Genomic DNA, 23,467 nt, shown 5'->3' with positions numbered 1-23,467 from the left:
CAGCCTAGTGCTGGCTTTCCGGCGTCGTGACGCGCAGGCCGTCCAGATCATCGGAAACTTGGATCTGGCAGGACAGGCGCGAATTGGCCTGAACATTCTCTGCGAAGTCGAGCATGGACTGTTCCATCTCTTCTGGCTGGCCGACCTTGTCCATAAAGGCTTCGTCGACATAGACGTGGCAGGTCGCGCAAGCGCAGGCGCCACCGCAGTCGGCGTCGATTCCGGGGACCGAATTCTTGATGGCGGTTTCCATCACGGTCTCGCCGTTCTTGGCCTCGATTGGGCGCTCGGTTCCGTCGTGGTCGATATAGGTAATGGTCGGCATGTGTATTCCCTGTCTCCTCAGGCGGCCGCAGCCGCAATTTCCTTCATGCTGATGGATGTATCCGCAAGCGTCTCAGACGCAACGGATGCACCAGACATGATCAGTCGTTTCGATGCAATGAATTCCGGCGGGCTGTTAATGGCATCCACTGCGATGAGGCGTCCATTCTTCTTGTAGAAGGCCGCAAACTTTTTCGCGTCGATGTCGCCGCGCACGACGACCTCGTCATGGCCCTGCGACAGGCCGGCGATCTGAAGCTTGATGTCGTACTGGTCAGACCAGAACCACGGGCAGTCCAGCGCCGGGCGCGGCTTGCCCATAATGGCGGCCGCCGCGAGCTTTCCCTGCTCGATCGCATTGTGAACGCTCTCAAGCCGGCCCGTACGCGCATAGTGCGCCAGCGGGCGGACCGTACAGTCACCGGCCGCAAAGATGCGCGGGTCGCTGGTGCGGGCGTCTTCGTCGACGATAATGCCATTCTTGCAGGGCAGACCCGCCTCTTCAGCGAGTTCAACATTCGGGATGATGCCGATCCCGGCCAGCACCATGTCGGCTTCGATCTCTTCACCGGACGCCAGCACCGCATGGGTCAGCTTGCCACCCTTGCCCTTCAGGCTGCCGAGACGCGCACCGCAGCGCACGTCGACGCCATGCTCCATGTGAAGCGCTTCATAGAAAGAGCTGATAACCGGACTCGTCACACGGGCGAGCGCGCGCTGCTCCATCTCCAGAACGGTGACTTCAAGGCCCAACTGGCGCGCCACAGCGGCTGCTTCGAGGCCGATATAACCCGCGCCGACAATCACCAGCCTGTGGCCGGGGATCATCTTTGGCTGGATATGCTCCACATCGGCAAGCCCGCGCAGCTCGAACACATTCTCAAGGTCGGCGCCTTCCACCGGCAGCGGACGAGGGCGCGAGCCTGTCGCGATGATCACGGCGTCATAATCGAGATGCCCGCCATGCTGCAGCAGGACCTGACGATTGGCGCGGTCGATCTTTTCAACCCGCTGTGAAAGCAGCGTCTCGACCTTGTTGTCTTCATACCAGGCCGATGGTTTGAAATAGAGCCGGTCCTCGGCCAGCTCGCCCTTCATATAGGCCTTGGAGAGGGGAGGACGCTGATAAGGCAGGGCTGCTTCGTCGCCGACAAGCGTGATCTCGCCTTCATAGCCAAACTGGCGCAGCGACTGAACCGCCTGCGCGCCCGCCTGGCCGCCGCCAATGACCACGATCTTCTTTGCTGCCGACAGGTCCAAACCTGTTCTCCTCCCTAATTGCGCGCATTCATGACGCAGGCGTCACGATTTTTCAAGCCATCGCGCGCAAGTGCGCCAATTCGCGCTTCCAGCTCTGCTTTAGCGGCGCTGGTAAGGCGATGGGAGAACAAGGTCAAATGCTGCCGGATACCGCCCATGACCGCGCCAGATCCTTCGGTCTCTGCCTTCCCGGACTCGCGCAGATATTCGAGTGTGTATCGCAGGACGAGGACCGCATTTACGGAGAGATCCGGGATCTCCTCGTCTTCAATATCCAGAAGCCCCGCATCCTTCATCGCCCGGAAATAGGCGCTGAAATTCTCCAGCGACACTTCATGGATGTAAGGCAGCTTTGCCTGAAGCGCGTCCGAATGCGCGCCATAATCGGCCTGGTCGCGGTAAAGAAAGCGATAGGTCCGCAACTCCCTCGCCAGCACGCCCAGATAGTCGACATAGGAGCCGAGCACATCGCCCGGGTTCGGGCGATAGCTCATACGCTCTGCATTGAAAGCGAGAAAATCCTCTGTGATCGCTTCTAGAAGGTCGCGTTTGGTCTTGAAGTGATACCAGAGATTGCCTTCGGAAATGCTGGCGGCCTCCGCCAGCATGGCCGTCGTCACATTGCCATAGTGCAGCCGGTTGAACAGCTGGCGGGCCGCCTCGATGATCTTCTCGCGTGTACCGGCCGCCATCAGGCTTTCGCGTGCAACACGACTGGCAGGTTCACATAGCCCGTCACAAAGTTCGACTGGACCCGCTCGGGCTCACCGACGACTTCGACATGATCGAACCGTTTCAGGATTTCCTCCCACAGGATGCGCAGCTGCATCTCTGCGACGCGGTTACCCATGCAACGGTGAATGCCGAACCCGAAGGACACGTGATGGCGCGCCCTCTCCCGATCGATCCGGAACTCGTCGGCATTCTCGATCACCTCTTCATCGCGGTTGCCGGACGCATACCACATGACGACCTTGTCGCCCTTCTTGATGGTCTTGCCGCCAAGCTCGAAATCCTCGAGCGCGATGCGGCGCATATGCGCGAGCGGCGTCTGATAGCGAATGATCTCTGACACCATGTTCGGGATGAGCGCAGGATTGGCTTTCAGCTTTTCATACTCACCGGGAAACTTGTTCAGGAAATAGACCCCGCCGGAAATCGAATTCCGCGTCGTGTCATTCCCGCCGACGATCAGCAGCATGAGATTGCCGAGCAGCTCCATCGGCTCATCAATCATGTGCTTTGTGTCATCGCTATGGGCGAGCAGAGAAATGAAATCGAATTTCTGCGGCTGGTTCGCGCGCTCCACCCAGAGGCGGGAGAAGTATTCGAGGCACTCGGTCAGGTGCTTCATGCGCCATTCCATGTCGGCGCCGACAACCCCAACCGCATCGGACGTGGTCGCAACGTCTGACCAGAAAGGCAGCTTGTGGCGGTCCTCGAACGGGAAATCGAACAGCGTCGCCAGCATCTGCGTGGTCAGTTCGACGGACACCTTCTCCACCCAGTTGAACTCCTCGCCCACCGGCAGGTCGTCGAGAATGGTGCAGACCCGCTCGCGGATCAGCGCCTCGAGCTCTGAGAGCTGCGTCGGTGCGACGGCTGGCTGGGCGGCCCGGCGCTGAACGTCATGCTTGGGCTGGTCCATGGCGATGAACATGGGCGGCTGGAAATTGTCGGTCGGGTCGCCGATCACGATGCTCGGCTCGGACGAGAAGACCTTATGGTTGGAATCGACGGTCACGATGTCCTGGAATTTCGTGATCGACCAGTACGGCCCGAAAGCGCTGTCCGGCAGGAAGTGGACCGGGTCCTCGCGGCGCAGCCGGCGGAAGACTTCATGATGCACATTCTGCTCGAACAAAGCCGCCTCGCTGGGGTCGACCTTGTCGATCGGGCCTTCAAGGTTTCTGGCAAGCACATCGTTTTCAACAAGCTGGGCCGTATCCGGCATGATTTATCCTCCCACATTTTTCTAGGGTGCATACCCTAGAACTGCGAAAGCTGCAATCAGCCGCGCTAATTCCTTTGAGATGGCGGGCGCGCCGCGATATCCCGATCAGGCAAGACAGGGCGATGAGAGGGCTCAGCCGATGACAGACCAGGACAGCAATCCGCAGCGCCGCGTCCTCGACATGCTGCATGGCCGCGCCCGCAAAGTCGCCAAGGGTGAGCCCCTCGCCCCGCCCATCATCAATGCCGCGAAATATGCGCTGCCCGGCGCGCCTGACCACCCATTCCCCTATGGCCGTTTCGACAATCCCGGCTGGCAGGCCATAGAAGACGCGATCGGCGCGCTCGAAGACGCGCCCACCATCTGCTTTCCAAGCGGCATGGCCGCCGTCACCGCTGCCCTCATGGCGCTCGCAGGCCCCGGCGCGCGCGTCCTGCTACCGTCTGATGGCTACTACACCGTCCGTGTCCTGATCGACGGTTTCCTGCGCCAGCACGGCATTGAGCCTGTCCTCGTCCCGACGCGCCAGATGGACACCTATGACCTCTCAGGCTTTGACCTTGTCTGGCTGGAAACGCCCTCCAACCCGGGTCTCGACGTCTGCGATATCAAGGCGATCTGTGAGCGTGCGCATGCTGCCGACGCTCAAGTCTGCGTCGATAACACGACGGCCACTCCGCTCCTGCAGGACCCGCTCGCCCTCGGCGCCGACATGGTGGTCGCCTCGGACACCAAGGCGCTGGCCGGCCATTCCGATGTCCTGTTCGGCCATGTCGCCTCAAAGGATGAGGCCCTGATCGAGCGGGTGCGCCAGTGGCGCAAGCTCTCAGGCGCAACGCCCGGTCCTGCCGAAGCCTATCTCGCCTATCGCGGCCTCATGACTCTGGAGCTTCGGCTGGAGCGTATGTGTGCAAATGCAGACGCCCTCGCCCGCCTCCTGCAAGGCCACGCGGCCGTGTCCACCGTCCGCTACCCCGGCCTTGAAGACGACCCTTCGCACGCCATCGCCGCAAAGCAGATGGTCCGCCCGGGCTTCGTCCTTGGCGCGACCTTCAAGACCGAAGAGACCGCAGAACGCTTCATCGACGACTGCCCGGCCATCTTCCACGCCACCAGTTTTGGCGGCATTCAGACGAGCGGAGAGCGCCGCGCCCGCTGGGGCGATGATGTCGCCCCCGGCTATGTCCGCCTCTCTGCAGGCTGTGAGCCGACTGATGCCCTGTTGGCCGCCGTCAGCCAGACACTGGACACACTCTGATGGCCGACAGTCTCGAACTTCACCTCGCAGATGAGGCCGCGACCGCGCGCCTTGCCGCCCGCCTCGCCCCGCACCTGAAGGCTGGCGATGTGATCGCCCTTCATGGCGGGCTTGGCGCGGGCAAGACCACATTCTCCCGCGCGCTCATCTCGGCGCTGCGCAGCGCCCCCACAGAAGTGCCCAGCCCGACCTATACGCTGGTCCAGACCTATGACGCGCACGGCCTCACCATCTACCATTTCGACCTCTACAGGATCGAAGACCCGGACGAGGTGACAGAGCTTGGCTGGGACGAAACCGCTGGCGGCCTCGCCCTCATCGAATGGCCGCTCAAGGCAGGCGAGCACCTGCCTGCCTGGCGGCTCGACCTCACCCTCGAACAAACCGCCGAAGGTCGCACAGCAAGGCTGGAACCGCATGGCGAAGACTGGCAGTCTCGGCTCCATGGGATTTGACGCAGACAGGCAGGCCGAGATCGAGGCCTTTCTCACCCGCGCCGGCTGGGCCGATGCGCGTCTCGACTGGCTGAATGCCGACGCCTCGACGCGCCGCTATGGCCGCCTGTCGCGCGCTGATGGCGAAGCCGCCCTCCTCATGGACGCCCCGCTGGTCGAGGATGATCCGTGCACCCCGGATATGGGCCACGAAGAACGTCTTGCTGGCGGCTGGAACAAGCAGTCCCGCCTTGCCGCCTCCCGCGTCGAAGCCTTTGCCGCCATCGGTGGCTGGCTGCGCACCAATGGCTTCAGTGCGCCGGAAGTGCTCGCGGGCGACGCCGCCCTCGGCCTCGCCGTCATTGAGGATTTCGGCAGCCAGAAAGAGTTCGCCCGCCTCATCGAGAAGGGGGCCGACGAGGTCGAACTCTACACCGCCGCCGCGGGCGCACTTGCAGACCTGCACGCCCTCGACATCCCGAAAGAACTCACCGCCCTCGAGCGGACATGGCCGATCCTCGATTTCGACACGCTGGCCCTCAATGTGAATGCCAGCCTGTTTGCCAACTGGTACCCGAAGTTCGACCCCCGCATGTCCCTCTCGGACGCCGACCGTGCGCGCTGGGAAAGCGAACTCGCTGCCCTGATAGAACGCGCGCAGGCCTTTCCGCGAGAGCTCACCTTGCGCGACTATCACGCCGAAAACCTGATCTGGCTCCCAGAGCGGGATGGCCGCGCCCGTGTCGGCTTGCTCGACTTTCAGGACGCCGTTGTCGGCTGGGACGCTTGGGACATGGCCATGCTGGTCCAGGACGCCCGCCGTCCCGTCTCCCCCGCCGCCCAATCGGCCGCCATCCGCACCTATCTCGACAGGACCGGCAAGGCAGAGGCTGACTTCCTCGAACGCCTCGCGATTATCGGCACGCTGAACGCGCTGCGCATCGTCGGCATCTTCGCCCGCCTGATCGAGCGCGACGGCAAGGCCCGCTACAAGCTCTTCCTGCCGCGCCAGAAACAGCTTCTGGCCCGCAACCTCGAACACCCCGCCGCCGCCGGCATGGCCGCCTTCGTCGCCGACACCGCCCCCTTCATTTTTGAGGAGGCGTAAGGATGGGCCACGTAATTCTTCGCCCCACCCCGACCCTCCCCGCAGGCGGGGAGGGAGACCTGACCGCAACGTTTGCACCCCCTCCCCGTTCACGGGGAGGGTCGGGGTGGGGACCTATCTCAACAGGCCAGAAACATGGGGCCTCCAGAACATGACCATCCCCCACACCGCCATGATCCTCGCTGCAGGTCTCGGCACCCGCATGCGCCCGCTGACCGACACGACAGCCAAACCGCTGATCGAAGTCGCTGGCAAACGCCTCATGGACCGCCAGATCGAACCGCTCATTGAGGCAGGCGTGAAGCGCCTCGTCGTGAACACGCACTGGTGCGCCGATCAGGTGGAGGCCCATTCGCGCGGCATTGGCGGGGTCGAAGTCGTCTTCTCCGACGAACGCGAAGAAGTGCTCGAAACCGGCGGCGCTATCTCGAAAGCTGCCAGCCTTCTCGGCGAAGACCCGATTTTCGTCGTCAACACGGATGCATTCTGGGCACCGGGTGACAGCGCGCCGCTGAAGGCACTGGCCGACACATACGACCCGGCAAACGCCGATGAAATCCTGCTTCTGGCTGACCGTGAGCGCTGTCTCGGCTTTTCCGGAAAGGGCGATTTCCACCTGTCCGATGACGGCCTCATCACCCATCGCGGCGATGACCCGTCAGCGGCCTGGGCCTATGCGGGCCTGCGCATTGCAAAGCCTGCCCTCTATGCCGAATACCCGGCAGAGCCTTTCTCCGCCTTCCGCGTCTGGTCTGGCCTGCTTGAGAAAAAGCGGATGCAGGGCCTGCCGCTCGACCGGTTCTGGCTGCATGTCGGTGATCCGAAATCCCTCAAGGATGCCGAAATGTGGCTGAGGTGCTTCGGCGCATGAGCGGGCCCGGCCTATTTGCTCCCGGCGCGCCGCGACTTCGAACCATCCCGCCCGGCGCGAACTTCCTGAATGAACTTGCGCGCGCCCTTGTCGAGGAAAAGGACGCCGCCGCCCATCCCGACGCGCTGGCCGATGATCTGATCTATGTGCCGAACCGACGGTCTGCCCGCGCGCTCGCCCTCGCCATCTATCGCGCGGCAGGCGTCAAGACGCTGCTCATGCCAGAGATCCGCCCGCTCGGTGACCTCGAAAACGATGAGCCGCCCCCAGGCGTTGAGTCGGCCCTTGCAGACCTGCCGCCCGCCCTGTCTGGCGCCGAACGCCTCGGCCAGCTCTCGCGGCTCGTCTCTGCCTATTACGAAAAGCAGGACACGCCGGTGCCGCCCGCCTCTGCGCTCGCTGCCGCTGGAGAGCTTGCCCGCCTGCTCGATCAGGCCGCGCTCAGCGGCGGCATCAACTGGGACCTTCTCGATACGTTGGTGGAAGAGCGACAGCTCGCCGTCCACTGGCAGCAATCAGTCGAATTCCTGAAAATCATTACCCAAGCCTGGCCCGCCAGCCTTGAAGACCAGCAGCGGATGGACCCCTATGCCCGCCGCCTTGCCGCAGCGGAGGCAACCGCCGCAAGCTGGCGCGATCGTCCGCCGCGCGGCGACGTCATTATCGCAGGCTCGACCGGCGCAGACCCATCCGCCTTCGCGCTGATGACGGCAGCCCTCCATTTGCCCCGCGCCCTCATCGTGCTGCCGGGTCTCGACCGCGACCTCACCCGCGCCTCCATGGACCAGATCGTCGAGACGCCAAGCCACCCGCAGGCCGCGCTCGCCCGCACGCTGGACCGGCTCGGCTACCTGCCCGACGAAGTCGCACCATGGCCGGGCCTGAAAGACAGCAATGAAGCCCGCGCCCGCCGCGCCCTGATCCACGAAGCCCTCGCCCCGGCCAGCGAAACCGCAGGCTGGCTGACCCGGCTGGATGAACTTGCAGGCGCCCGCTCGCGCGCAGACTTTGCCCGCGACGGCTTTTCCGGCCTCACCCTGCTTGAAGCCGCCGATGAGCAGGATGAGGCCTGGTGCGCCGCGCTGCTCCTGCGGGAGACGCTGGAGCGCGAGGGCGAAACCGCTGCCCTCGTGACGCCAGATGCAGGCCTTGCCCGGCGCGTTTCCTCCCTGATGAAGCATTGGGGCGTCGATCTTGCGCCGTCCGGCGGCACGCCGCTCCTGCAGACCCGCTCTGGCAGCCTTGCCGCCCTCACCATGGACTGGGCGAGCGACCCGACCCACCCCGCGCTCATGCTGGCCGTGCTGAAACACAGGCAGGTCACGCCCACCGACGACCTCGACACGCTGGAACGCTACACCCTGCGCGGCCCGCGCCGCTGGGAAGACTTCGAAGGCCTCGAAATCCATATCGACCGGCTCGATAAGGAAGCGCGTCATCAGGCAGCGCTGCGCGGGCGGCCAGAGCCCTACTTTGCCGCCCCGTCTCACCGCATCATCGCTGACCTCCAGCAGAGGCTCGTCAGCGCAGGGCTTGGCCCGGATGGCGAGGCCATTTCCGGCCGCCGCTTTCTCGAAGCCGTTAGCGATCTCATGGCAGACCTTGGCGATGCGCCGCTGCCCTGGGCGGGCGAGGATGGCGCAGCCCTCTCCACCGCGATGCGCGATTTTGCCGACATCTGCGACAGCCTTGAGCCTGCCCCCGCCGAAATCTGGGCAGAGCTTTTCAAATCCTACTGCCAGACCATCAGCGTTCGCGATGCCGGCGGCGACCATCCGCGCCTTGCCATCTGGGGCCCGCTTGAAGCTCGCCTGCAAAGCGCTGATCGGCTCATCCTCGCGGGCCTTAATGAGGATGTCTGGCCAAAACAGCCGCCACCAGACGCCTTCCTGCCCCGTAATTTCCGTAAGAAGCTCGGTCTTGCTGACCCCGATGAGCGTATCGGCCTTTCGGCGCACGACTTTGCGCAGATGGCTGCGGCCCCGAATGTCACCCTGATCAGCGCCCGGCGCCGGGATGACGCCCCAGCGGTCGCCTCGCGGTGGATATGGAGGCTGACGACGCTCGCTCGCGGTGCCCTCGGTGAGGAAGAGGCCGCCCGCGTCCTTGAGCCGTCAGAGGGCGCCGACCCGCGCGACTGGCTCACCTCGCTGCGCGAAGCACCTGCCCTGCCGGAGGGCTACACGTCAGAGCCACGCCCCACCCCGGCGCTTGAGGCGCGGCCCCGAAAACTCTCGGTCACCCGGATCGAAGACCTCATCCGTGACCCCTACAAGATCTACGCCCAGCAAGTGCTCGGCCTCTATCCGCTCGACCCGCTCGACATGCCGGTTGATGCCCGCCCGCGCGGCACCGCCATCCACGCCGCCCTCGAAAAGTTTGAGGATGAGGACGTCGAAAAATCGGCCGACAGTCTCGTCGCGCTCATCGAAGAAGAACTTCGCAGCGCTGGGGAACTTGAAGAGATCATCCTCGGCGGTGTGTCCGTCCGCAGGAAAGTCGCAGCTGAGTATCTCGACTGGCGCGCAGGTCGCCTTCACCTCATCGCCGGGCACGTCCACACCGAAATTTCCGGCCAGACAGACCTCACCGCCCCCGCCATGCCTGAGGGCCGCTTCACCGTCACCGCCAATGCTGACCGCGTGGAGCGCCATCAGGACGGCTCCATCGCCATCCTCGACTTCAAGACAGGCGATCCACCATCAGAGAAACAGGTGCGCTCAGGCCTCAACCCGCAAATGCCTCTCTCAGCCATCATCGCGCTTGGCGATGGGTTCGCCGTTAAGGACGACACCAAGCTTCGCAGCGACAGCGTCTCTGCGCTCACCTATGTCCGCTTCGGCTCAAAGTTCGCTGTCCGCAATATCGGCGATGGTACGGGGCGTTCCATCCCTGAAAAGCCCCTCGAAGAAATCATTGAGGAAACCCGCGCCGGCGTGACCCAGCTCATCGCGCGCTTTGCTGACCCGGCGCACCCTTATGTCAGCATGCCGCGCCCTGTCTGGGCGACCTATGCCTCCGACTATGCCCGCCTTGCCCGCCGCGATGAGTGGATATCGGAGAGCGGCGATGACTGATGTGATCGACTTTCCATCCCCCTATGCCCGCGCGCAGAAGGCGCAGGCCGACGCCGCCCTGCCGGACCGCTCCGCCTGGGTCGAGGCACATGCAGGCTCCGGCAAGACCAAGGTCCTGATCGACCGCGTCGCGCGCCTGCTCCTTCGCCGCGATGGCGGCCGCCCCGGCGCCGCGCCAGACACGATCCTCTGCGTCACCTACACCAAGGCCGCCGCGAACGAGATGCTCGGCCGCCTCTTCCGCACGCTCGGCAGCTGGTCCGTCGCCGACGATGCGACCTTGCGCGACAAGCTTGCCGAGCTCGAGCACCGCCCGGCTGACACCTACGAGGCCAGCGACCTCGACGCCGCCCGCGCCCTGTTTGCGCAGGCCCTCGAAACACCCGGCGGTCTCCGCATCGAGACCATCCACGCTTTTTGCGCGCGCATCCTCCGCCGTTTCCCGCTGGAAGCCCACGTCTCCCCGGGTTTCACCGAGATTGAGGACCGCGAGGCTGACGAACTCTGGACCGACGCGCTGCGTGAGCAGATCCTCCACGCCGCTGACACGAATCCAGACGCCCTCGCCGCCCTCTCCGAAGCTGGCGGCGGCCTCGGCGCATCGGTCATTCTCTCAGCGCTGCGCAGCGTCACCACAGACCTCACCGGCCGCGACCCCGAAACGCTGAAAGCCGACGTCAAAGCAGCCCTCAATGCCCCGGATGAAAGCGCCGCCGAACTCGTCGAGAACGCGATGGGCTGCGACCTCCCGCGCGCCGACATCCAGTCCATCGTCTCCATCCTCTCCGGCGAGACCAGCCTGAAAAAGACCGACGCCGACCTCCTGGACAAGCTGGTCGACTGCCTCTCAGCCCGCCCCGCTGAAGACCGGTTCGAGACTTATTGCAGCCTCTTCCTCACCCAGGCTGGCGACTGGAAAAAGTCCAACCCCTACACCAAGGCGATCGGCGACCTCTGCCCCGAAGCCACCGCCCTCTACCAGATGAAGGACGGCGACGGCAGCGAAGCTTTCCGCATTCGCAACCTGCTGGAGCGCCTGAAAGCCCGCCGCGCCTTTGAGACAACCGCCGCGCTGATCGATGTCGGACTGCCCGTCCTCTCCGGCTACGCATCAGGAAAGCGCGCCCGCGCCGCCCTCGATTTCGATGACCTGATCGAGCGCACCAAAAGCCTCCTCACCGCCCCCGGCATTGCCGAATGGGTGCTCTACAAGCTCGATGGCGGGCTCAACCACATCCTCCTCGATGAGGCGCAGGACACCAGCCCCAGCCAGTGGGTGCTGATCAACGCCCTCGTGACCGAGTTTCGCGCCGGAATGGGTGCAGAGCGCGCCGTCGACCCGCGCACCCAGTTCACTGTCGGCGACAAGAAACAGTCCATCTACTCCTTCCAGGGCGCCGACCCTGAACGCTTCCTGCAGGAGAAGCAGGCCTTCATCGGCGCCGAAGAGTCCCGCCACGGACAGGCAAACCTGCCGGACATGACCATGTCCTTCCGCTCGACGCCGGAAGTGCTCGGCTTCGTCGATGCGGTCTTCAATCAGGATAGTTTCGCAGGCGACCCCTTCTCCGACATGCCGCCCGATGAGGCCGACGCGCTCACCCATGTCGCCAAACGCAGCGATGAGGCCGGGCGCGTCGATCTCTGGCCGATCACGCCGCACACTGAGGAAGAAGAAGGCGACCCGTGGGACGCCCCGCTCGACCATATCAGCGAGAGCTCTCCCAAGAACAAACTCGCCAAACAGGTCGCCGCAGAGATCCGCCGCATGGTCGATGCGGGTGAGCCTGTCTGGCGCAAAGGCGAGCCGCAAGGCGCCCGCCCCGAAGACTTCCTCATCCTGGTGCGCAAACGCGGCGCGCTCTTCAACGCCCTCATCCGCGCCCTCAAGGATGAGAAGCTCCCCGTCGCGGGTGCAGACCGGCTCGTCCTGCTCGACCATATCGGCGTGCAGGACTGCCTGAACCTCATTCGCTTTGCCCTCTTCCCCTCCGATGACCTGACCCTCGCCGAGATACTGCGCGGCCCCTTCTGCGGCCTCATCGATGACGACAATCACCTCTTCCCGCTCGCCTATAAGCGAAAGAATGAAAGCCTGTGGGACCGGCTTCAGGCCGCGACTGACACTGTCTTTGCGCCGGCACGCACCTTCTGCGAGGACCTCCTCGCCCACCGCCACCTGCCCGCTTTCGACTTTCTCTCCCGCGCCCTGACGACGCGCCGCGAGGACGGCCTCTCAGGCTGGGACCGTCTCATCCAGCGCCTCGGAGAGCCTGCCCGCGACCCGGTCAGCGCCCTTATCGACCGCGCGCTCGGCTATGACATGGGCGAGGCCGCCAGCCTCCAGCTTTTCCTCGCCGAGATCGAAAGCGACACCAGCCAGCTCAAACGCGACCTTGCCGAGGCCAATGGCGAAATCCGCGTGATGACCGTCCACGGCGCCAAGGGCCTGCAGGCGCCCATCGTCATCCTGCCGGACACAACCGGCGCAGAAAAAGCCGATACGAACGGGCTCTTCATGCTGGAAGGTGGCATCCCGGTCTATTCCAAACGCGCCTCCGAAGACCCGCCGGTCATCGCCGCCCGCCGCCTTGCCCGACAGACCGCGCAGGCCCGCGAGTCCCGCCGCCTTCTCTATGTGGCACTCACCCGCGCAGAAGACCGGCTCATCATTGCGGGCGCCCATCATGGCTCAAAATCTGGCGCAGGCTATGGCGACACCTCATGGTACGCCCTCTGCCGGCAGGGCATGCTGTCGCTGACAGGCGGCGATGGCGGAGATGCCGACGAGACCCTCACCTATGGCGAGGTCCAGCCCGCCGTCACGCCAGATAGCGGCGCCAGCGCGGCCCCGCCTGCCGCCCCCCTCTGGACGAAACAGCAAGCCCCCGGCACTGGCCCCACCACCCGCATCCGCGCGCCCAGCCGCCTGCTGACCGACACCGCCCCCGTCTCGAAACCCTTCGGCCCGGCCCGCGCCGCCGCCCTCAAACGCGGCAAGCTCATCCACACCCTGCTGCAATACCTGCCAGAGCTCGCCCCCGATGCCCGCGAGGCCGCCGCCCGCACCTGGTTAGACCGCCACGCAGAGCTCGATGACACCGCCCGCGCTGAGATCCTCGCCGTCACCCTCCGCACGCTCAGCGATGACAGTTTCAGCCACGTTTTCGCCACTGGCGGGCGCTCCGAAGCCGCCATTGTCGGCGAAATCGAGACCGCCTCTGGTGCCACCATCATCAATGGCCGGGTCGACCGCCTCGTCGTCAGCGACACAGAAGTCCTCATCATCGACTACAAGACAGACCGCCCCGCCCCGGCGCGGGTGGAGGATGTCGACGCGTCCTATATCGCCCAGATGGCGGCCTATACGCACATCCTGTCTGAGACCTGGCCAAGGCGCACCGTCCGCGCGGGCCTGCTCTACACAGACGGCCCCGTCCTCTTCGAACTCCCTACCAGCTTATTGCAGAACTCATTGGAGCGTTTAGCTGGCCGCCTTTGAAGAATCCGTACAATTCCTATCTATAAGAGCAGACAAAGAGCAAAGGAGGCACAAATGGCCGCCGAAACGATTACAGACGACAATTTCGAAGACGCCGTAGCCGGTGACAAGCCGGTCGTGGTCGACTTCTGGGCCGAGTGGTGCGGCCCGTGTAAGCAGATGTCCCCCCACCTCGAAGCCGTGGCTGAGGAAATGGCCGACAAGGTGAAGATCGCCAAGATCAATGTCGACGAAAACCCCGTCGCCGCCTCCAAATTTGGCGTGCGCGGCCTGCCAACCCTGATGATGTTCAAGGACGGCAAAGTCACCGCCACCCATCTCGGCGCGATGTCCAAACAACGCATCGCCGAATGGATCAAGGAAAGCGCGTAAACCCGCGCTGACCTGTCAGATACCGAAAAGCCCGCCCGGCCAAACCGCGGCGGGCTTTTTCTTTGCACGGCAGGCAAACCTCTCACCACCAAGCCACCCACCCCCTCCGCCCTGCCGGGCACCTCCCCCGTAGACGGGTGAGGATGGCATTACACCAAAGGTGGTTCTTCTTCCCCCGCATGCGGGGGAAGTGGCCCGCGAAAGCGGGTCGATGGGGGCATACCTTCTCAAAAAAGCTGTTCAGTCCATTCAGGCCGAATGGCAGACCCTGCCATTCGGCCACAGCCAGCCTCTTTCGAACTTCTTTTCCGGGTCAAGGGCGCTTTGCGTCCGCAGGATTTCACCCTTGACCCGGAAAAGAAGATCGGACACCCGCCCCCTCGTCCCGCGTCACTCCCGATGAGCGCCAGCTCATCTGGGAGCCCATCTCCCGCCGCCCCCCGCCAATCCCAAACATAAAGATCAGGAGATGGACCCTCAGACCGCTCCGCGGTCGAGGGTGACGCCAACTCAAAACCACCCCCCATTCCCGTCATCCCGGAAGAGCCGCAGGCTCTATCCGGGACCCATGGCGGCTGGGCGCACCCTCCCACACCCGACCTCCCCCCCTCTCCCGATCGCGGGAGAGGGGTCAGGGGTGAGGGCACTGAAGCGAGTGGTTGTCCGGTCGCTCGCACCAATCGCCAACGCCCCATCCCCTCATGGTAAGCGAAACCTCAACCGCCATGGGTCCCGGATATTCGCTGAAGCGAATTCCGGGATGACGGCAAATTGCGGACTCTCAAACCCAATCCGCCTCCCCGCACGTCACCCATGGACGAAGCCCCGCTTGCCCCCTACGCCATCCTCAACAAAAAACATCACGGAGGAGACCCGCCCATGGAGCCGTACCAGCCGCTTTCCCGCTCGATCAAAGGCAAGACCGCCCTTATCACCGGCGCCGCCTCCGGCATGGGCCGGGCGACCGCTCACCTCTTTGCCCATGAAGGCGCGAATGTCGCCGTGACCGACCTCAAACAGGACGCCGTCGACAAGGTCGTGGAAGAGATCAAGGCCGCCGGCTTCGAGAACGTCAAAGGCTGGGCCATGGATGTCGGCGATGGGGACGCCATCAAGCGCGTCGTCAAGGAAGCTGCCGAGCATTTCGGCGGCCTCGAAATCCTCGTCAACAATGCTGGTTTCGCCATTCCGGCCAATGTCGCCGAGGAAAGCTATGAGGATAGCTGGGGCCCGAGCATCAACGTCATGCTGACCAGCCACCAGCGCGCCATCCGCGCGGCCCTGCCCTATATGCGCAAGGCAAAGTTTGGCCGCATCGTGAACGTCGCCTCCACTGAAGGCCTCGGCGCGACCCCCGGAAACTCGCCTTACGTCGCTGCCAAGCATGGCGTCATCGGCCTGACCCGCGGTCTCGCCTGCGACCTTGGCCGCGAGGAAGACATGGACATCACCGTCAACTGCATCTGCCCCGGCCCCATCCGCACCGGCATCACCGCTGGCATCTCCGAAGAGCACAAGACCATCTACGCCAAGCGCCGCGTGCCGCTCCGCCGTTACGGCATCCCGGAGGAAGTCGCCAATATGACGCTCTCAGTCGTGCTGCCAGCCGCAAGCTTCCTCAACGGCGTCCACATCCCGGTCGATGGCGGCCTGACGATCAAGAATGCTTGAGGGTTAATCCCCTCCCTCCCGAAGATGCCTGCGAAGGCAGGCATCTAGAATGCTCCAGCCGAACCGTGTCACAGCCCCGAAAGAGGCCACCATGGACCCCTGCCTACGCAGGGTTCTCGGAAGGGCGCCGAAAATGCGAGAAGATTGGTCGCTGACTTGCGGCTTCGACCAGTGGGGACTTCCTTGGGGATAAGCCGTGACGGAACAAAACAACAACACCGCTATGGACTCTTTTGAGCGATTCATCATTAGATAGAAAAATCTGCTACGCGTTGAATTGGAGCAGACCGCTAAAGATCTAACCTGAGACGGATGAAAAGCTTGTATTCCGCTCTTCTTGCGGGACGGCTCGATGTCAATCGTCTCCTCTTTTTGAGGCAAACATGTCTTCTATCGAAAACGTCAAAAAATATTTCGAACGTGAATTTTTACCTGTTCCGGGAACACAAGTGTCAGAGCAAGCGCGAGTAGCAACTGCTTTAGAGTACATTGCCCATCAACTGGGACAAATCAAAGTAGAACTTCGTAAGCTCAATGAAACTGAAAACTAAACATGGATCTTCAGTCGGCGAGTAACCACCGTTAATCTCGCATCCGACAACATCGCTACTACCATGTAGCCGAAGTTTGTGATGTGGCCGGAGGCATCCGAATTGGAACTCAACCCCAAAGCGATAACGAAAGCTCAAAGTCGCCTGCGAACCGCTCATAAAGCCGTGGCCGATCTAGAAAGATGTGAGGATGTGCAGTCCTTTTCTGACACTTGGTACACCTTCCTGACAGCAGCCAAGAACATTTATACAAGCCTAGAACAAGGCGCGAAGACGTCGCCTCAGAATGCCCAATGGTTTGGTGGCGTGAAGGCAACGAGGCGAGCGGACCCGCTACTACAGTATCTGTTTCAGGCTCGTGATGATGATGAGCACGGGCTTGATCCAGTGATCAATCAAGAGCCCTCAAGCTTAAGTATTGGAGTACCCGGCGAGGGGTATTCCTCCCACGTCCGCGTAACAGGAGACATCGGCCCGGGGAAATCGCTCAAAGTCCAATCTTTGGACGGGAAACCAGTTTTAATCGATTTCAAACCAGAGCGTGTTGTACTGGCGACGGTTACCGGCCGAGGGGATGTAAATTACGCCCCGCCAGAAACCCATTTAGGTGAGGCGCTGCAGGACAACTCGCCAATAACTGTAGCGAGAAGAGCTTTGGATTATTTCGAGGGCTTGCTTGAGGAGGCAGAGAGCCGCTCTTAGTCGGCGCTCGAATTCCTATCTTCCGGAGGTCGGGTCAAGCGTATCTTAAGGCCGTTCGCGGCACTCGCGTAGCGGCCTTCGCAAGTTCCGAGGCGCGCCGGTCAGTCCGGCATGTAATTGGTTACGCTGTATGAGAACTTTCCCACCGTACGCCGCCTCGCCCTATCCTCCCTCCCATGACCCAGCTTACCGGTTTCATCGAGGAAGGCTTTTCCACTGTCCGCGAGGCGGTTGTGGAGGTGATGGACCGGTTGAGCGTCGATTTCAGGCCTGAGGTGACGCAGACCCTCGCGCGCTATGCCCGCAGGCAGATCAGATTCATTGAGATCCTGCTGCGCCGCCTGATCCTGCTCCTTGCTTCAGAAGTCGAGCTGACGCCGCCCGCAAAAGCGACCTTCATCCCGCCGGCGCGCGAACCCCAAACCGCGAAAACCAGAGCAGGCGCCTTCAAACTCCTGCCAAAGCTTGGCCAGGCCGGAACACCGTTTGAGCACCTTCGCGCCCTGCGCACGGCACCCACGCGCAGAAACACCGCCAGTGCACCGCTGCTGCACCGTCTGGGCACACTCCTGCACCATCTTGATAACCCGATGCCGCTCGCCCGGCGCATGGCGCGCATTCTTGACCGCCTCAAAGCCGAAGGCGAACCGCGCCCCGTTATCCTGCCGCTGGCCGGCCAGCACCGCACCGCCCCGCAGCTCGCCCTCCTCACAACCAGCCTCATGCTGCACGGCAATGACGTTCTGCGCGACTGGTTCAATACGAGCTGAAAGGGGGACATTTCGGGCCACATCCCACAGATCCGCCGGGTCTGTGGCCGCACGCGCAGGTTTTTTTGCCGCTTCATCCTTCGACAGGCTCAGGATGAGGATCAAGAAATGGAAAGGTCAGGGAAGAAATCGTAATCTGAAACCTTTCCTCCTCATCCTGAGCGAAGTCGAAGGACGAGGAGGAAAGAGGCAACAAACCTAGTCAGGCAGCTCATCATTGAGGGCCAGCACCTTGCCCGCCAGATAGAGGGAGCCGCAGATGAGGATACGCTCAGCGCCCGCTGCTCGTGCCGCTTCCATCGCAGCGCGGAAGCTCTGATGGGCCTCAGCGCCCGCTCCCGCCTCGCGGGCTGCATTGGCGAGCTCCTCGGGCGTAAAACTGTTCTCATTATTGTCGATGGGGCAGGTAAAGACGCGAAGGCCGGGCCGGTTTAGGGCGGCGAAAAAGCCGCGCGCATCCTTGTTGGCCAGCATGGCCGAGACGAGCATGGTCCGCTTGGCAGGCTCTTCGCTGTCCAGCGTGTCGAGCACGGCAGAAAGCGCCCGTCCCGCATGGGGATTATGACCGCCATCGAGCCAGACCGGCTTCTCACCGGCAAGTGCGGTGACCGGGCCGGTGGAGAGCCGCTGCATCCGGGCAGGCCAGCGGGCAGAGGCCGCGCCCTGGGCAATGGCCTTAGGTGTAATGCCCTGAATGTTCGCGGCTTTCAGTGCCTTTGCGGCGAGGGCGGCGTTGGCAAACTGGTGCTCGCCCCAGAGGCCCAGCGGCGGCTGGATCAGGGCGAGGTCATCGGGGGTGAGGAAGTCGATCTCATTGCCGGTGCGGGCGGCTTCGGCCTCCAGCGCGGCTTTCGCCTCCTCGTTCTGGATGGCGGAAACGGCCGGGCAACCGGGCTTCAGAATGCCCGCCTTGTCGGTCGCGATCTTGGTGATCGTATTGCCGAGAAAGGCCTGATGATCGAGGTCGATGGGGCAGAAAACACTACAGGCGGCGGCCTTGATGACATTGGAGGCATCATACCGCCCGCCAAGCCCGACCTCGAGGATGAGGAGGTCTGCCGGGGTCTCATGGAAGGCGAGGAAACTGGCGGCTTGGGCGGCCTCAAAATGGGTGATCTGGCGATGGCCCTTGAGGGCGGCCTCGACCCGTTCGAGGCAGGAAACGAGGTAGTCATCCTCGATCAGCTTGCCGGCAAGCCGGATCCGCTCATTGAAACGGACGAGATGCGGCGAGGTTGATGTGTGGACGGAAAGGCCCGCCGCCTCCGCCATGGCGCGGATGAAGGCCGTGGTGGAGCCTTTGCCATTCGTGCCGCCGACATGGATGACGGGGGGAAGGTCTAGATGCGGATTGCCAAGCTCCTCCAGCACGACCAGAAGCCGGTCGAGCGCGAGGATACGGTCTTTGGGATTGTAGCGTTCGAACCGTTTGAGCGCCGTTTCGACGCCAAGCTGGGCGTCGATCAAGCTTTCTTGCCCTTGGACTTGTCCTTGGATTCCGGCGCCGGGACGTCGGCCAAGGGCGCTTTCAGCGGGCCGATTGGCGTCTCGTCCGTCGCGCGTTTCGGCATCAGATGGGCGAGAAGGCGCCCAACCGTTGCTTTCAGCTCGCGCCGGTCACTAACGATATCGACCTGGCCCTTCTGGCGCAGGAATTCAGAGCGCTGGAAGCCGTCCGGCAGTTTCTCGCGGATGGTCTGCTCGATCACGCGCGGACCGGAGAAGGCGATCATGGCGCCCGGTTCAGCGATATGAACGTCGCCGAGCATCGCATAGGAGGCAGAAACACCGCCCGAAGTCGGGTCGGTCAGGACGACGATATAGGGAAGGCCAGCTTCGCGGACTTCATCAATGGCAAGCGTCGTGCGCGGCATCTGCATCAGGGAAAGCGTCCCTTCCTGCATGCGCGCACCGCCCGAAGCGGTGCAGACGATGAAAGCGGCCTTGCGGGCCACGGCCAGCTGGGCTGCCGCAATGAAGGCTTCACCGGCAGCCATGCCGAGCGAGCCGCCCATGAAGGCAAAGTCCTGAACCAAGACGACGGCGGGCTTGCCCTTGATACGTCCGAAGGCGGCCGCCATGCAGTCTTCCTGCGAGATCGGCGGGCTCGCGTCCGGGCTTTCTTCCTTCTCGCGGGCGGCCAGCTTGGACTTGGCGGCCTTCAGGCGGGACGGATAAGGCTTGTCATCGCGGAATTTGAGCGGGTCCTGCGGGACCGGCGGAAGCTGCACCGGCTCCCAGCGCTCATTGTCGAAGAAGAGACGGAAACGGCGGCGCGGCGAAATGCGAAGATGCGCGCCTGCCGGAGTTACGTACCAGCTCTCTTCCAGGTCGGAGCGATAGACGAGCTCACCGGATTTGGGGCATTTGACCCAGAGATTATCGGGCGTGTCCTTCTTCGAAGACAGGAAAGTCTTCAAACCGGGCGTTCTGAAATTGGTGAGCCAGTTCATGTCAGAGTCACTCCTAAACTGTACTGCCTAGTTTCGCCGTGTATCGGCGAGGGCGCCAGACAGTTCTGCTGCCAGCGCGCCGATTTTGGATGGGATTTCGTCCGGCGTGCCCGCTTCCAGAGATGTTCGTACATGATCCACGAATGCGGACCCGACGACAACCCCATCTGCAATAGCGGCCATGGCGGCGGCTTGTTCCCCCGTCCGTACGCCGAATCCGACGCAGACAGGGAGGCCGGAAACGCGCCGGGCACGCTCTACGCCTTCACGGATATCTTCCGGATCGGCAGAGCCGGACCCGGTCACACCGGCAACGGCGACATAGTAGAGAAAGCCCGAAGCGCCCTCAGCGACCTTTGCAATACGCTTCTCGGTCGTGGTTGGCGTCGCCAGCCGGATGACGGAAATCTCATGGCGCGCATAGGCTTCGCGCAGCTCATGATCTTCTTCAGGCGGAAGGTCGACGAGGATCGTGCCATCGATCCCGGCATCGGCCGCCGCATCAGCAAAAGCGCCATAACCAAGGTGGAAGACCGGGTTGGCATAGCCCATCAGGATCAGCGGCGTGTCCTGATCGTCTTCGCGGAAACGCTTTGCCAGCGCCAGAACGTCGGTGAGCTTCGTGCCGGCCTTGAGGCTGCGCTGGCCAGCGCGCTGGATCGCCGGGCCGTCTGCCATCGGGTCGGTAAAAGGCGCGCCAAGCTCGATGATGTCAGCGCCATTGTCGCGCAAAGCGCAAAGCGCCTCGTAGCTGGTCTCAAGGTCGGGGTCGCCCGCCATGATATAGCTGACCAGTGCGGCGCGGCCTTCGGCGCGAACCTTGTCGAACCGTGCAGTAATTCGGGATGTCGGCATTAGCGGGAAGGCGCTTCCGTATTTTCTTCAAGCCACGCTGCATACTCACCCAGCGCATGAGTGCAAGGCCAGGCTACCATAGCTGGTATGTCGTAGGGGTGGAGGCTAGTCACGAGGGTTTCCAGCGCCTCCCAGCAGCTCTCGACCGATTTCAGCCAGAGAATGTGCTCGAATGCCTGCTCGACAACGCCTTTCCAGAGATAGGTGGACGAGACAGGACCTTCGATATTGCCGCAAGCGGCCAGCCGCTTTTCAACGGCCGCATCAGCAATCTGCTGGGCAACATCCTGCGAGGGGCAGGTGATCCGTATGAGGAGCGCTTTGGCCATCGCCTAGATCTCCATGCCGAGGTGCTCGGCGACAGAGAAGATGTCCTTATCGCCGCGCCCGCAGAGGTTCATGATGAGGATCTGGTCCTTGTCCATCGTCTCGCAGACATCGCCGAGGCGGGCGATTGCGTGGGCAGGCTCCAGCGCAGGAATTATGCCTTCAAGACGCGTGCAGAGCTGGAAGCCCTCAAGCGCTTCCTTGTCGGTGCAGGTCAGGTATTCGGCCCGGCCCGTGTCGCGCAGGAAGGCGTGTTCCGGCCCAATGCCCGGATAGTCGAGACCGGCAGAAATCGAGTGCGCGTCGATGATCTGGCCATCATCTGTCTGCAGGAGATAGGTCTTGTTGCCGTGCAGGATGCCGGGCTTGCCGCCATTGAGCGCCGCGGCGTGCTGGCCAGTCTCAATACCGTGGCCAGAAGCTTCGACGCCGATCAGGCGCACGCCTTCATCCTCGATGAAGGGATGGAAGAGGCCGATTGCGTTCGACCCACCGCCGATACAGGCCATGACAGCGTCAGGCAGGCGGCCTTCGCGTTCCATCATCTGGCTCTTGGCTTCCTGACCGATGACCGACTGGAAGTCGCGCACCAGTTCCGGATAGGGGTGCGGGCCCGCCGCAGTGCCGATCACGTAGAACGTGTCGTGCACATTGGTGACCCAGTCGCGCAGCGCCTCGTTCATGGCGTCCTTGAGGGTGCCGGTGCCAGAAGACACAGGCACGATCTCAGCGCCCAGCATCTTCATCCGGAAGACGTTTGGCTTCTGGCGCTCAACATCGGTGGCGCCCATGAAGACAACGCATTGCAGGCCAAAGCGCGCACAGACCGTCGCCGTCGCGACGCCGTGCTGGCCCGCGCCGGTCTCAGCGATGATGCGCTTCTTGCCCATCCGCATGGCGAGCAGGACCTGGCCAAGGCAGTTATTGATCTTGTGCGCGCCGGTATGATTGAGCTCGTCGCGTTTGAAGTAGATCTTCGGCCCGCCAAAATGCTCGCTCATCCGCTCTGCGTGATACAGAGGGGACGGACGGCCGACATAATTGCGCCAGAGATCGTCCATCTGGGACAGGAAGGCAGGGTCCTTCTTGGCGGCGCGGTATTCATCCTCGAGTTCAAGGACGAGCGGCATCAGCGTTTCAGCGACGTAGCGCCCGCCAAATTCGCCGAAGCGGCCCTTCTCGTCGGGCCATTGTGCCCATGTGTTTGGCTTGTTCATGAGAGCCCTCATAATCTGCACTTTTCGCCGCCGCAATGAAGGTACGCACGAGGTCGGCATCCTTGATGCCGCGCTGGCGTTCGACGCCTGACGACACATCGACGGCGGGTGCCCCAGTTGCCTTGATTGCGCCCGCTACATTGTGCGGGGTGAGGCCCCCGGCAAGTAGCCAGGACTTTGCAGCCTCCCAGCCCTCCAGAATGGACCAGTCGAAAGCGGCGCCGTGCCCACCTGTTCGGGTCGCCCCCTCTGGCGGCTTGGCGTCGATCAACAGCCGGTCTGCCGCCCGATAGCGATGGGCGGCCTCTTCCAGTTCTTCGCGGGTCGAGACACCGACCGCCTTCCAGACCTCCACAGAGGAGGGCAGGCTGGCGCGCAGATTGGAGACAAATTCCGGCGATTCCTTGCCATGCAGCTGGAACACGTCCGGCATCACGGCGCCGCCAACACCGCGCAGGATAATTGGGTCCGGATCTGACAGCAGCACGGCAGAGCGCACACCGTTCGAGGCGGCCGCCAGCATCAAATCCGTGACCTGATCAAAACGTGTCGCCCCGCTGCCGAGCACATTCCGCGGACTGGCTGGCACGAGGACAAAACCGACCCAGTCGGCGCCAGCCTCCGCTGCGACCTTCACCATGTCGGCGTCCGAAATTCCGCAAATCTTGACCTCTGCCATGCGGCCTAGGTCAGCCTCACACGGCGGACTGTCAAGCTGCAGCGCTTTGACCCTGCGTGATCTTCCTGCGGAATGTTTACGA

The 23,467-nt window shown here is 63.0% G+C and carries 21 protein-coding genes; 11 read left to right on the top strand and 10 right to left on the bottom strand.

Features of this window, described 5'->3' with window-relative positions:
- Positions 1-4 precede the first annotated feature (4 nt).
- The 4 genes from KUV46_06415 to KUV46_06400 are packed head-to-tail and all read right to left on the bottom strand — an operon-like array spanning position 5 to position 3,538.
- On the bottom strand, positions 5-325 hold the full coding sequence (locus KUV46_06415; GenBank protein QYJ02020.1) for a 2Fe-2S iron-sulfur cluster binding domain-containing protein: 321 nt from the start codon (positions 323-325) through the stop codon (positions 5-7).
- 17 nt (positions 326-342) lie between these two features.
- A complete protein-coding gene (locus KUV46_06410; protein QYJ02019.1) occupies positions 343-1,584 on the bottom strand; it encodes an FAD-dependent oxidoreductase in 1,242 nt (413 codons plus the stop codon).
- Positions 1,585-1,598: 14 nt separating this feature from the next.
- Positions 1,599-2,276 carry a TetR/AcrR family transcriptional regulator gene (locus KUV46_06405; GenBank protein QYJ02018.1) on the bottom strand — a complete coding sequence of 226 codons (678 nt, stop codon included), beginning with the start codon at positions 2,274-2,276 and terminating at the stop codon, positions 1,599-1,601.
- The gene (locus KUV46_06400; protein QYJ02017.1) at positions 2,276-3,538 is read right to left on the bottom strand and encodes a cytochrome P450; all 1,263 of its coding nucleotides are present in this window, start codon (positions 3,536-3,538) and stop codon (positions 2,276-2,278) included. The genes KUV46_06405 and KUV46_06400 overlap by 1 nt, the downstream gene beginning before the upstream one ends.
- Positions 3,539-3,677: 139 nt before the next feature.
- Here KUV46_06400 and KUV46_06395 point away from each other — a divergent pair, with 139 nt between their 5' ends.
- The 11 genes from KUV46_06395 to KUV46_06345 all read left to right on the top strand — a co-directional run bounded on the left by KUV46_06395 (position 3,678) and on the right by KUV46_06345 (position 17,854).
- Positions 3,678-4,796, top strand: coding sequence for a cystathionine gamma-lyase (locus tag KUV46_06395; protein QYJ02016.1), 1,119 nt, complete (start codon positions 3,678-3,680; stop codon positions 4,794-4,796).
- Positions 4,796-5,251, top strand: a complete 456-nt coding sequence (gene tsaE / locus KUV46_06390; protein ID QYJ02015.1) for a tRNA (adenosine(37)-N6)-threonylcarbamoyltransferase complex ATPase subunit type 1 TsaE — start codon at positions 4,796-4,798, stop codon at positions 5,249-5,251. Before KUV46_06395 ends, tsaE begins: the two co-directional genes overlap by 1 nt.
- Entirely contained in the window at positions 5,214-6,338 is a 1,125-nt protein-coding gene (locus KUV46_06385) for a phosphotransferase (protein QYJ02014.1), read from the top strand. Before tsaE ends, KUV46_06385 begins: the two co-directional genes overlap by 38 nt.
- 151 nt (positions 6,339-6,489) lie before the next feature.
- Positions 6,490-7,209: a nucleotidyltransferase family protein gene (locus KUV46_06380; protein ID QYJ02013.1), complete on the top strand. Its 720-nt coding sequence runs from the start codon at positions 6,490-6,492 to the stop codon at positions 7,207-7,209.
- Positions 7,185-10,286, top strand: coding sequence for a double-strand break repair protein AddB (gene addB / locus KUV46_06375; GenBank protein ID QYJ02012.1), 3,102 nt, complete (start codon positions 7,185-7,187; stop codon positions 10,284-10,286). Before KUV46_06380 ends, addB begins: the two co-directional genes overlap by 25 nt.
- Complete coding sequence (addA, locus tag KUV46_06370; GenBank protein ID QYJ02011.1) at positions 10,279-13,788, top strand: double-strand break repair helicase AddA; 3,510 nt, start codon at positions 10,279-10,281, stop codon at positions 13,786-13,788. Before addB ends, addA begins: the two co-directional genes overlap by 8 nt.
- A gap of 54 nt (positions 13,789-13,842) precedes the next feature.
- Positions 13,843-14,160 carry a thioredoxin gene (gene trxA / locus KUV46_06365; protein QYJ02010.1) on the top strand — a complete coding sequence of 106 codons (318 nt, stop codon included), beginning with the start codon at positions 13,843-13,845 and terminating at the stop codon, positions 14,158-14,160.
- An 879-nt stretch (positions 14,161-15,039) separates the two neighbouring features.
- Entirely contained in the window at positions 15,040-15,831 is a 792-nt protein-coding gene (locus KUV46_06360; GenBank protein QYJ02009.1) for an SDR family oxidoreductase, read from the top strand.
- Positions 15,832-16,214: 383 nt separating this feature from the next.
- Positions 16,215-16,382: a hypothetical protein gene (locus KUV46_06355; protein ID QYJ02008.1), complete on the top strand. Its 168-nt coding sequence runs from the start codon at positions 16,215-16,217 to the stop codon at positions 16,380-16,382.
- 102 nt (positions 16,383-16,484) lie between these two features.
- The gene (locus KUV46_06350) at positions 16,485-17,084 is read left to right on the top strand and encodes a hypothetical protein (protein ID QYJ02007.1); all 600 of its coding nucleotides are present in this window, start codon (positions 16,485-16,487) and stop codon (positions 17,082-17,084) included.
- A 176-nt stretch (positions 17,085-17,260) separates the two neighbouring features.
- Entirely contained in the window at positions 17,261-17,854 is a 594-nt protein-coding gene (locus tag KUV46_06345; protein ID QYJ02006.1) for a hypothetical protein, read from the top strand.
- A 198-nt stretch (positions 17,855-18,052) separates the two neighbouring features.
- Here KUV46_06345 and KUV46_06340 read toward each other — a convergent pair whose 3' ends face one another.
- The 6 genes from KUV46_06340 to KUV46_06315 are packed head-to-tail and all read right to left on the bottom strand — an operon-like array spanning position 18,053 to position 23,385.
- Complete coding sequence (locus tag KUV46_06340; GenBank protein QYJ02005.1) at positions 18,053-19,321, bottom strand: bifunctional folylpolyglutamate synthase/dihydrofolate synthase; 1,269 nt, start codon at positions 19,319-19,321, stop codon at positions 18,053-18,055.
- Positions 19,318-20,307, bottom strand: coding sequence for an acetyl-CoA carboxylase carboxyl transferase subunit beta (locus tag KUV46_06335; protein QYJ02004.1), 990 nt, complete (start codon positions 20,305-20,307; stop codon positions 19,318-19,320). Before KUV46_06335 ends, KUV46_06340 begins: the two co-directional genes overlap by 4 nt.
- 27 nt (positions 20,308-20,334) lie before the next feature.
- Complete coding sequence (gene trpA, locus KUV46_06330) at positions 20,335-21,162, bottom strand: tryptophan synthase subunit alpha (protein QYJ02003.1); 828 nt, start codon at positions 21,160-21,162, stop codon at positions 20,335-20,337.
- On the bottom strand, positions 21,162-21,491 hold the full coding sequence (locus tag KUV46_06325) for a divalent-cation tolerance protein CutA (GenBank protein QYJ02002.1): 330 nt from the start codon (positions 21,489-21,491) through the stop codon (positions 21,162-21,164). The genes trpA and KUV46_06325 overlap by 1 nt, the downstream gene beginning before the upstream one ends.
- A 3-nt stretch (positions 21,492-21,494) precedes the next feature.
- Positions 21,495-22,706: a tryptophan synthase subunit beta gene (gene trpB, locus KUV46_06320; protein QYJ02001.1), complete on the bottom strand. Its 1,212-nt coding sequence runs from the start codon at positions 22,704-22,706 to the stop codon at positions 21,495-21,497.
- On the bottom strand, positions 22,627-23,385 hold the full coding sequence (locus KUV46_06315) for a phosphoribosylanthranilate isomerase (GenBank protein QYJ02000.1): 759 nt from the start codon (positions 23,383-23,385) through the stop codon (positions 22,627-22,629). The genes trpB and KUV46_06315 overlap by 80 nt, the downstream gene beginning before the upstream one ends.
- Positions 23,386-23,467: the final 82 nt, after the last annotated feature.

It is taken from the genome of Thalassovita mediterranea, assembly GCA_019448215.1.
In the GTDB taxonomy this organism is placed as follows: Bacteria; Pseudomonadota; Alphaproteobacteria; order Caulobacterales; family Hyphomonadaceae; genus Henriciella.
Note: the sequence above shows the minus strand (reverse complement) of the source record. Positions and strands in the feature narration are given on the sequence as shown.

Excerpts from the sequence above, each read along its gene's own strand:
- KUV46_06415 (QYJ02020.1), bottom strand. The coding sequence starts at position 325 with ATGCCGACCATTACCTATATCGACCACGACGGAACCGAGCGCCCAATC.
- KUV46_06405 (QYJ02018.1), bottom strand. The coding sequence starts at position 2,276 with ATGGCGGCCGGTACACGCGAGAAGATCATCGAGGCGGCCCGCCAGCTG.
- KUV46_06400 (QYJ02017.1), bottom strand. The coding sequence starts at position 3,538 with ATGCCGGATACGGCCCAGCTTGTTGAAAACGATGTGCTTGCCAGAAAC.
- KUV46_06395 (QYJ02016.1), top strand. The coding sequence starts at position 3,678 with ATGACAGACCAGGACAGCAATCCGCAGCGCCGCGTCCTCGACATGCTG.
- tsaE (QYJ02015.1), top strand. The coding sequence starts at position 4,796 with ATGGCCGACAGTCTCGAACTTCACCTCGCAGATGAGGCCGCGACCGCG.
- KUV46_06385 (QYJ02014.1), top strand. The coding sequence starts at position 5,214 with ATGGCGAAGACTGGCAGTCTCGGCTCCATGGGATTTGACGCAGACAGG.
- KUV46_06380 (QYJ02013.1), top strand. The coding sequence starts at position 6,490 with ATGACCATCCCCCACACCGCCATGATCCTCGCTGCAGGTCTCGGCACC.
- addA (QYJ02011.1), top strand. The coding sequence starts at position 10,279 with ATGACTGATGTGATCGACTTTCCATCCCCCTATGCCCGCGCGCAGAAG.
- trxA (QYJ02010.1), top strand. The coding sequence starts at position 13,843 with ATGGCCGCCGAAACGATTACAGACGACAATTTCGAAGACGCCGTAGCC.
- KUV46_06360 (QYJ02009.1), top strand. The coding sequence starts at position 15,040 with ATGGAGCCGTACCAGCCGCTTTCCCGCTCGATCAAAGGCAAGACCGCC.
- KUV46_06355 (QYJ02008.1), top strand. The coding sequence starts at position 16,215 with ATGTCTTCTATCGAAAACGTCAAAAAATATTTCGAACGTGAATTTTTA.
- KUV46_06345 (QYJ02006.1), top strand. The coding sequence starts at position 17,261 with ATGACCCAGCTTACCGGTTTCATCGAGGAAGGCTTTTCCACTGTCCGC.
- KUV46_06335 (QYJ02004.1), bottom strand. The coding sequence starts at position 20,307 with ATGAACTGGCTCACCAATTTCAGAACGCCCGGTTTGAAGACTTTCCTG.
- trpA (QYJ02003.1), bottom strand. The coding sequence starts at position 21,162 with ATGCCGACATCCCGAATTACTGCACGGTTCGACAAGGTTCGCGCCGAA.
- KUV46_06325 (QYJ02002.1), bottom strand. The coding sequence starts at position 21,491 with ATGGCCAAAGCGCTCCTCATACGGATCACCTGCCCCTCGCAGGATGTT.
- trpB (QYJ02001.1), bottom strand. The coding sequence starts at position 22,706 with ATGAACAAGCCAAACACATGGGCACAATGGCCCGACGAGAAGGGCCGC.
- KUV46_06315 (QYJ02000.1), bottom strand. The coding sequence starts at position 23,385 with ATGGCAGAGGTCAAGATTTGCGGAATTTCGGACGCCGACATGGTGAAG.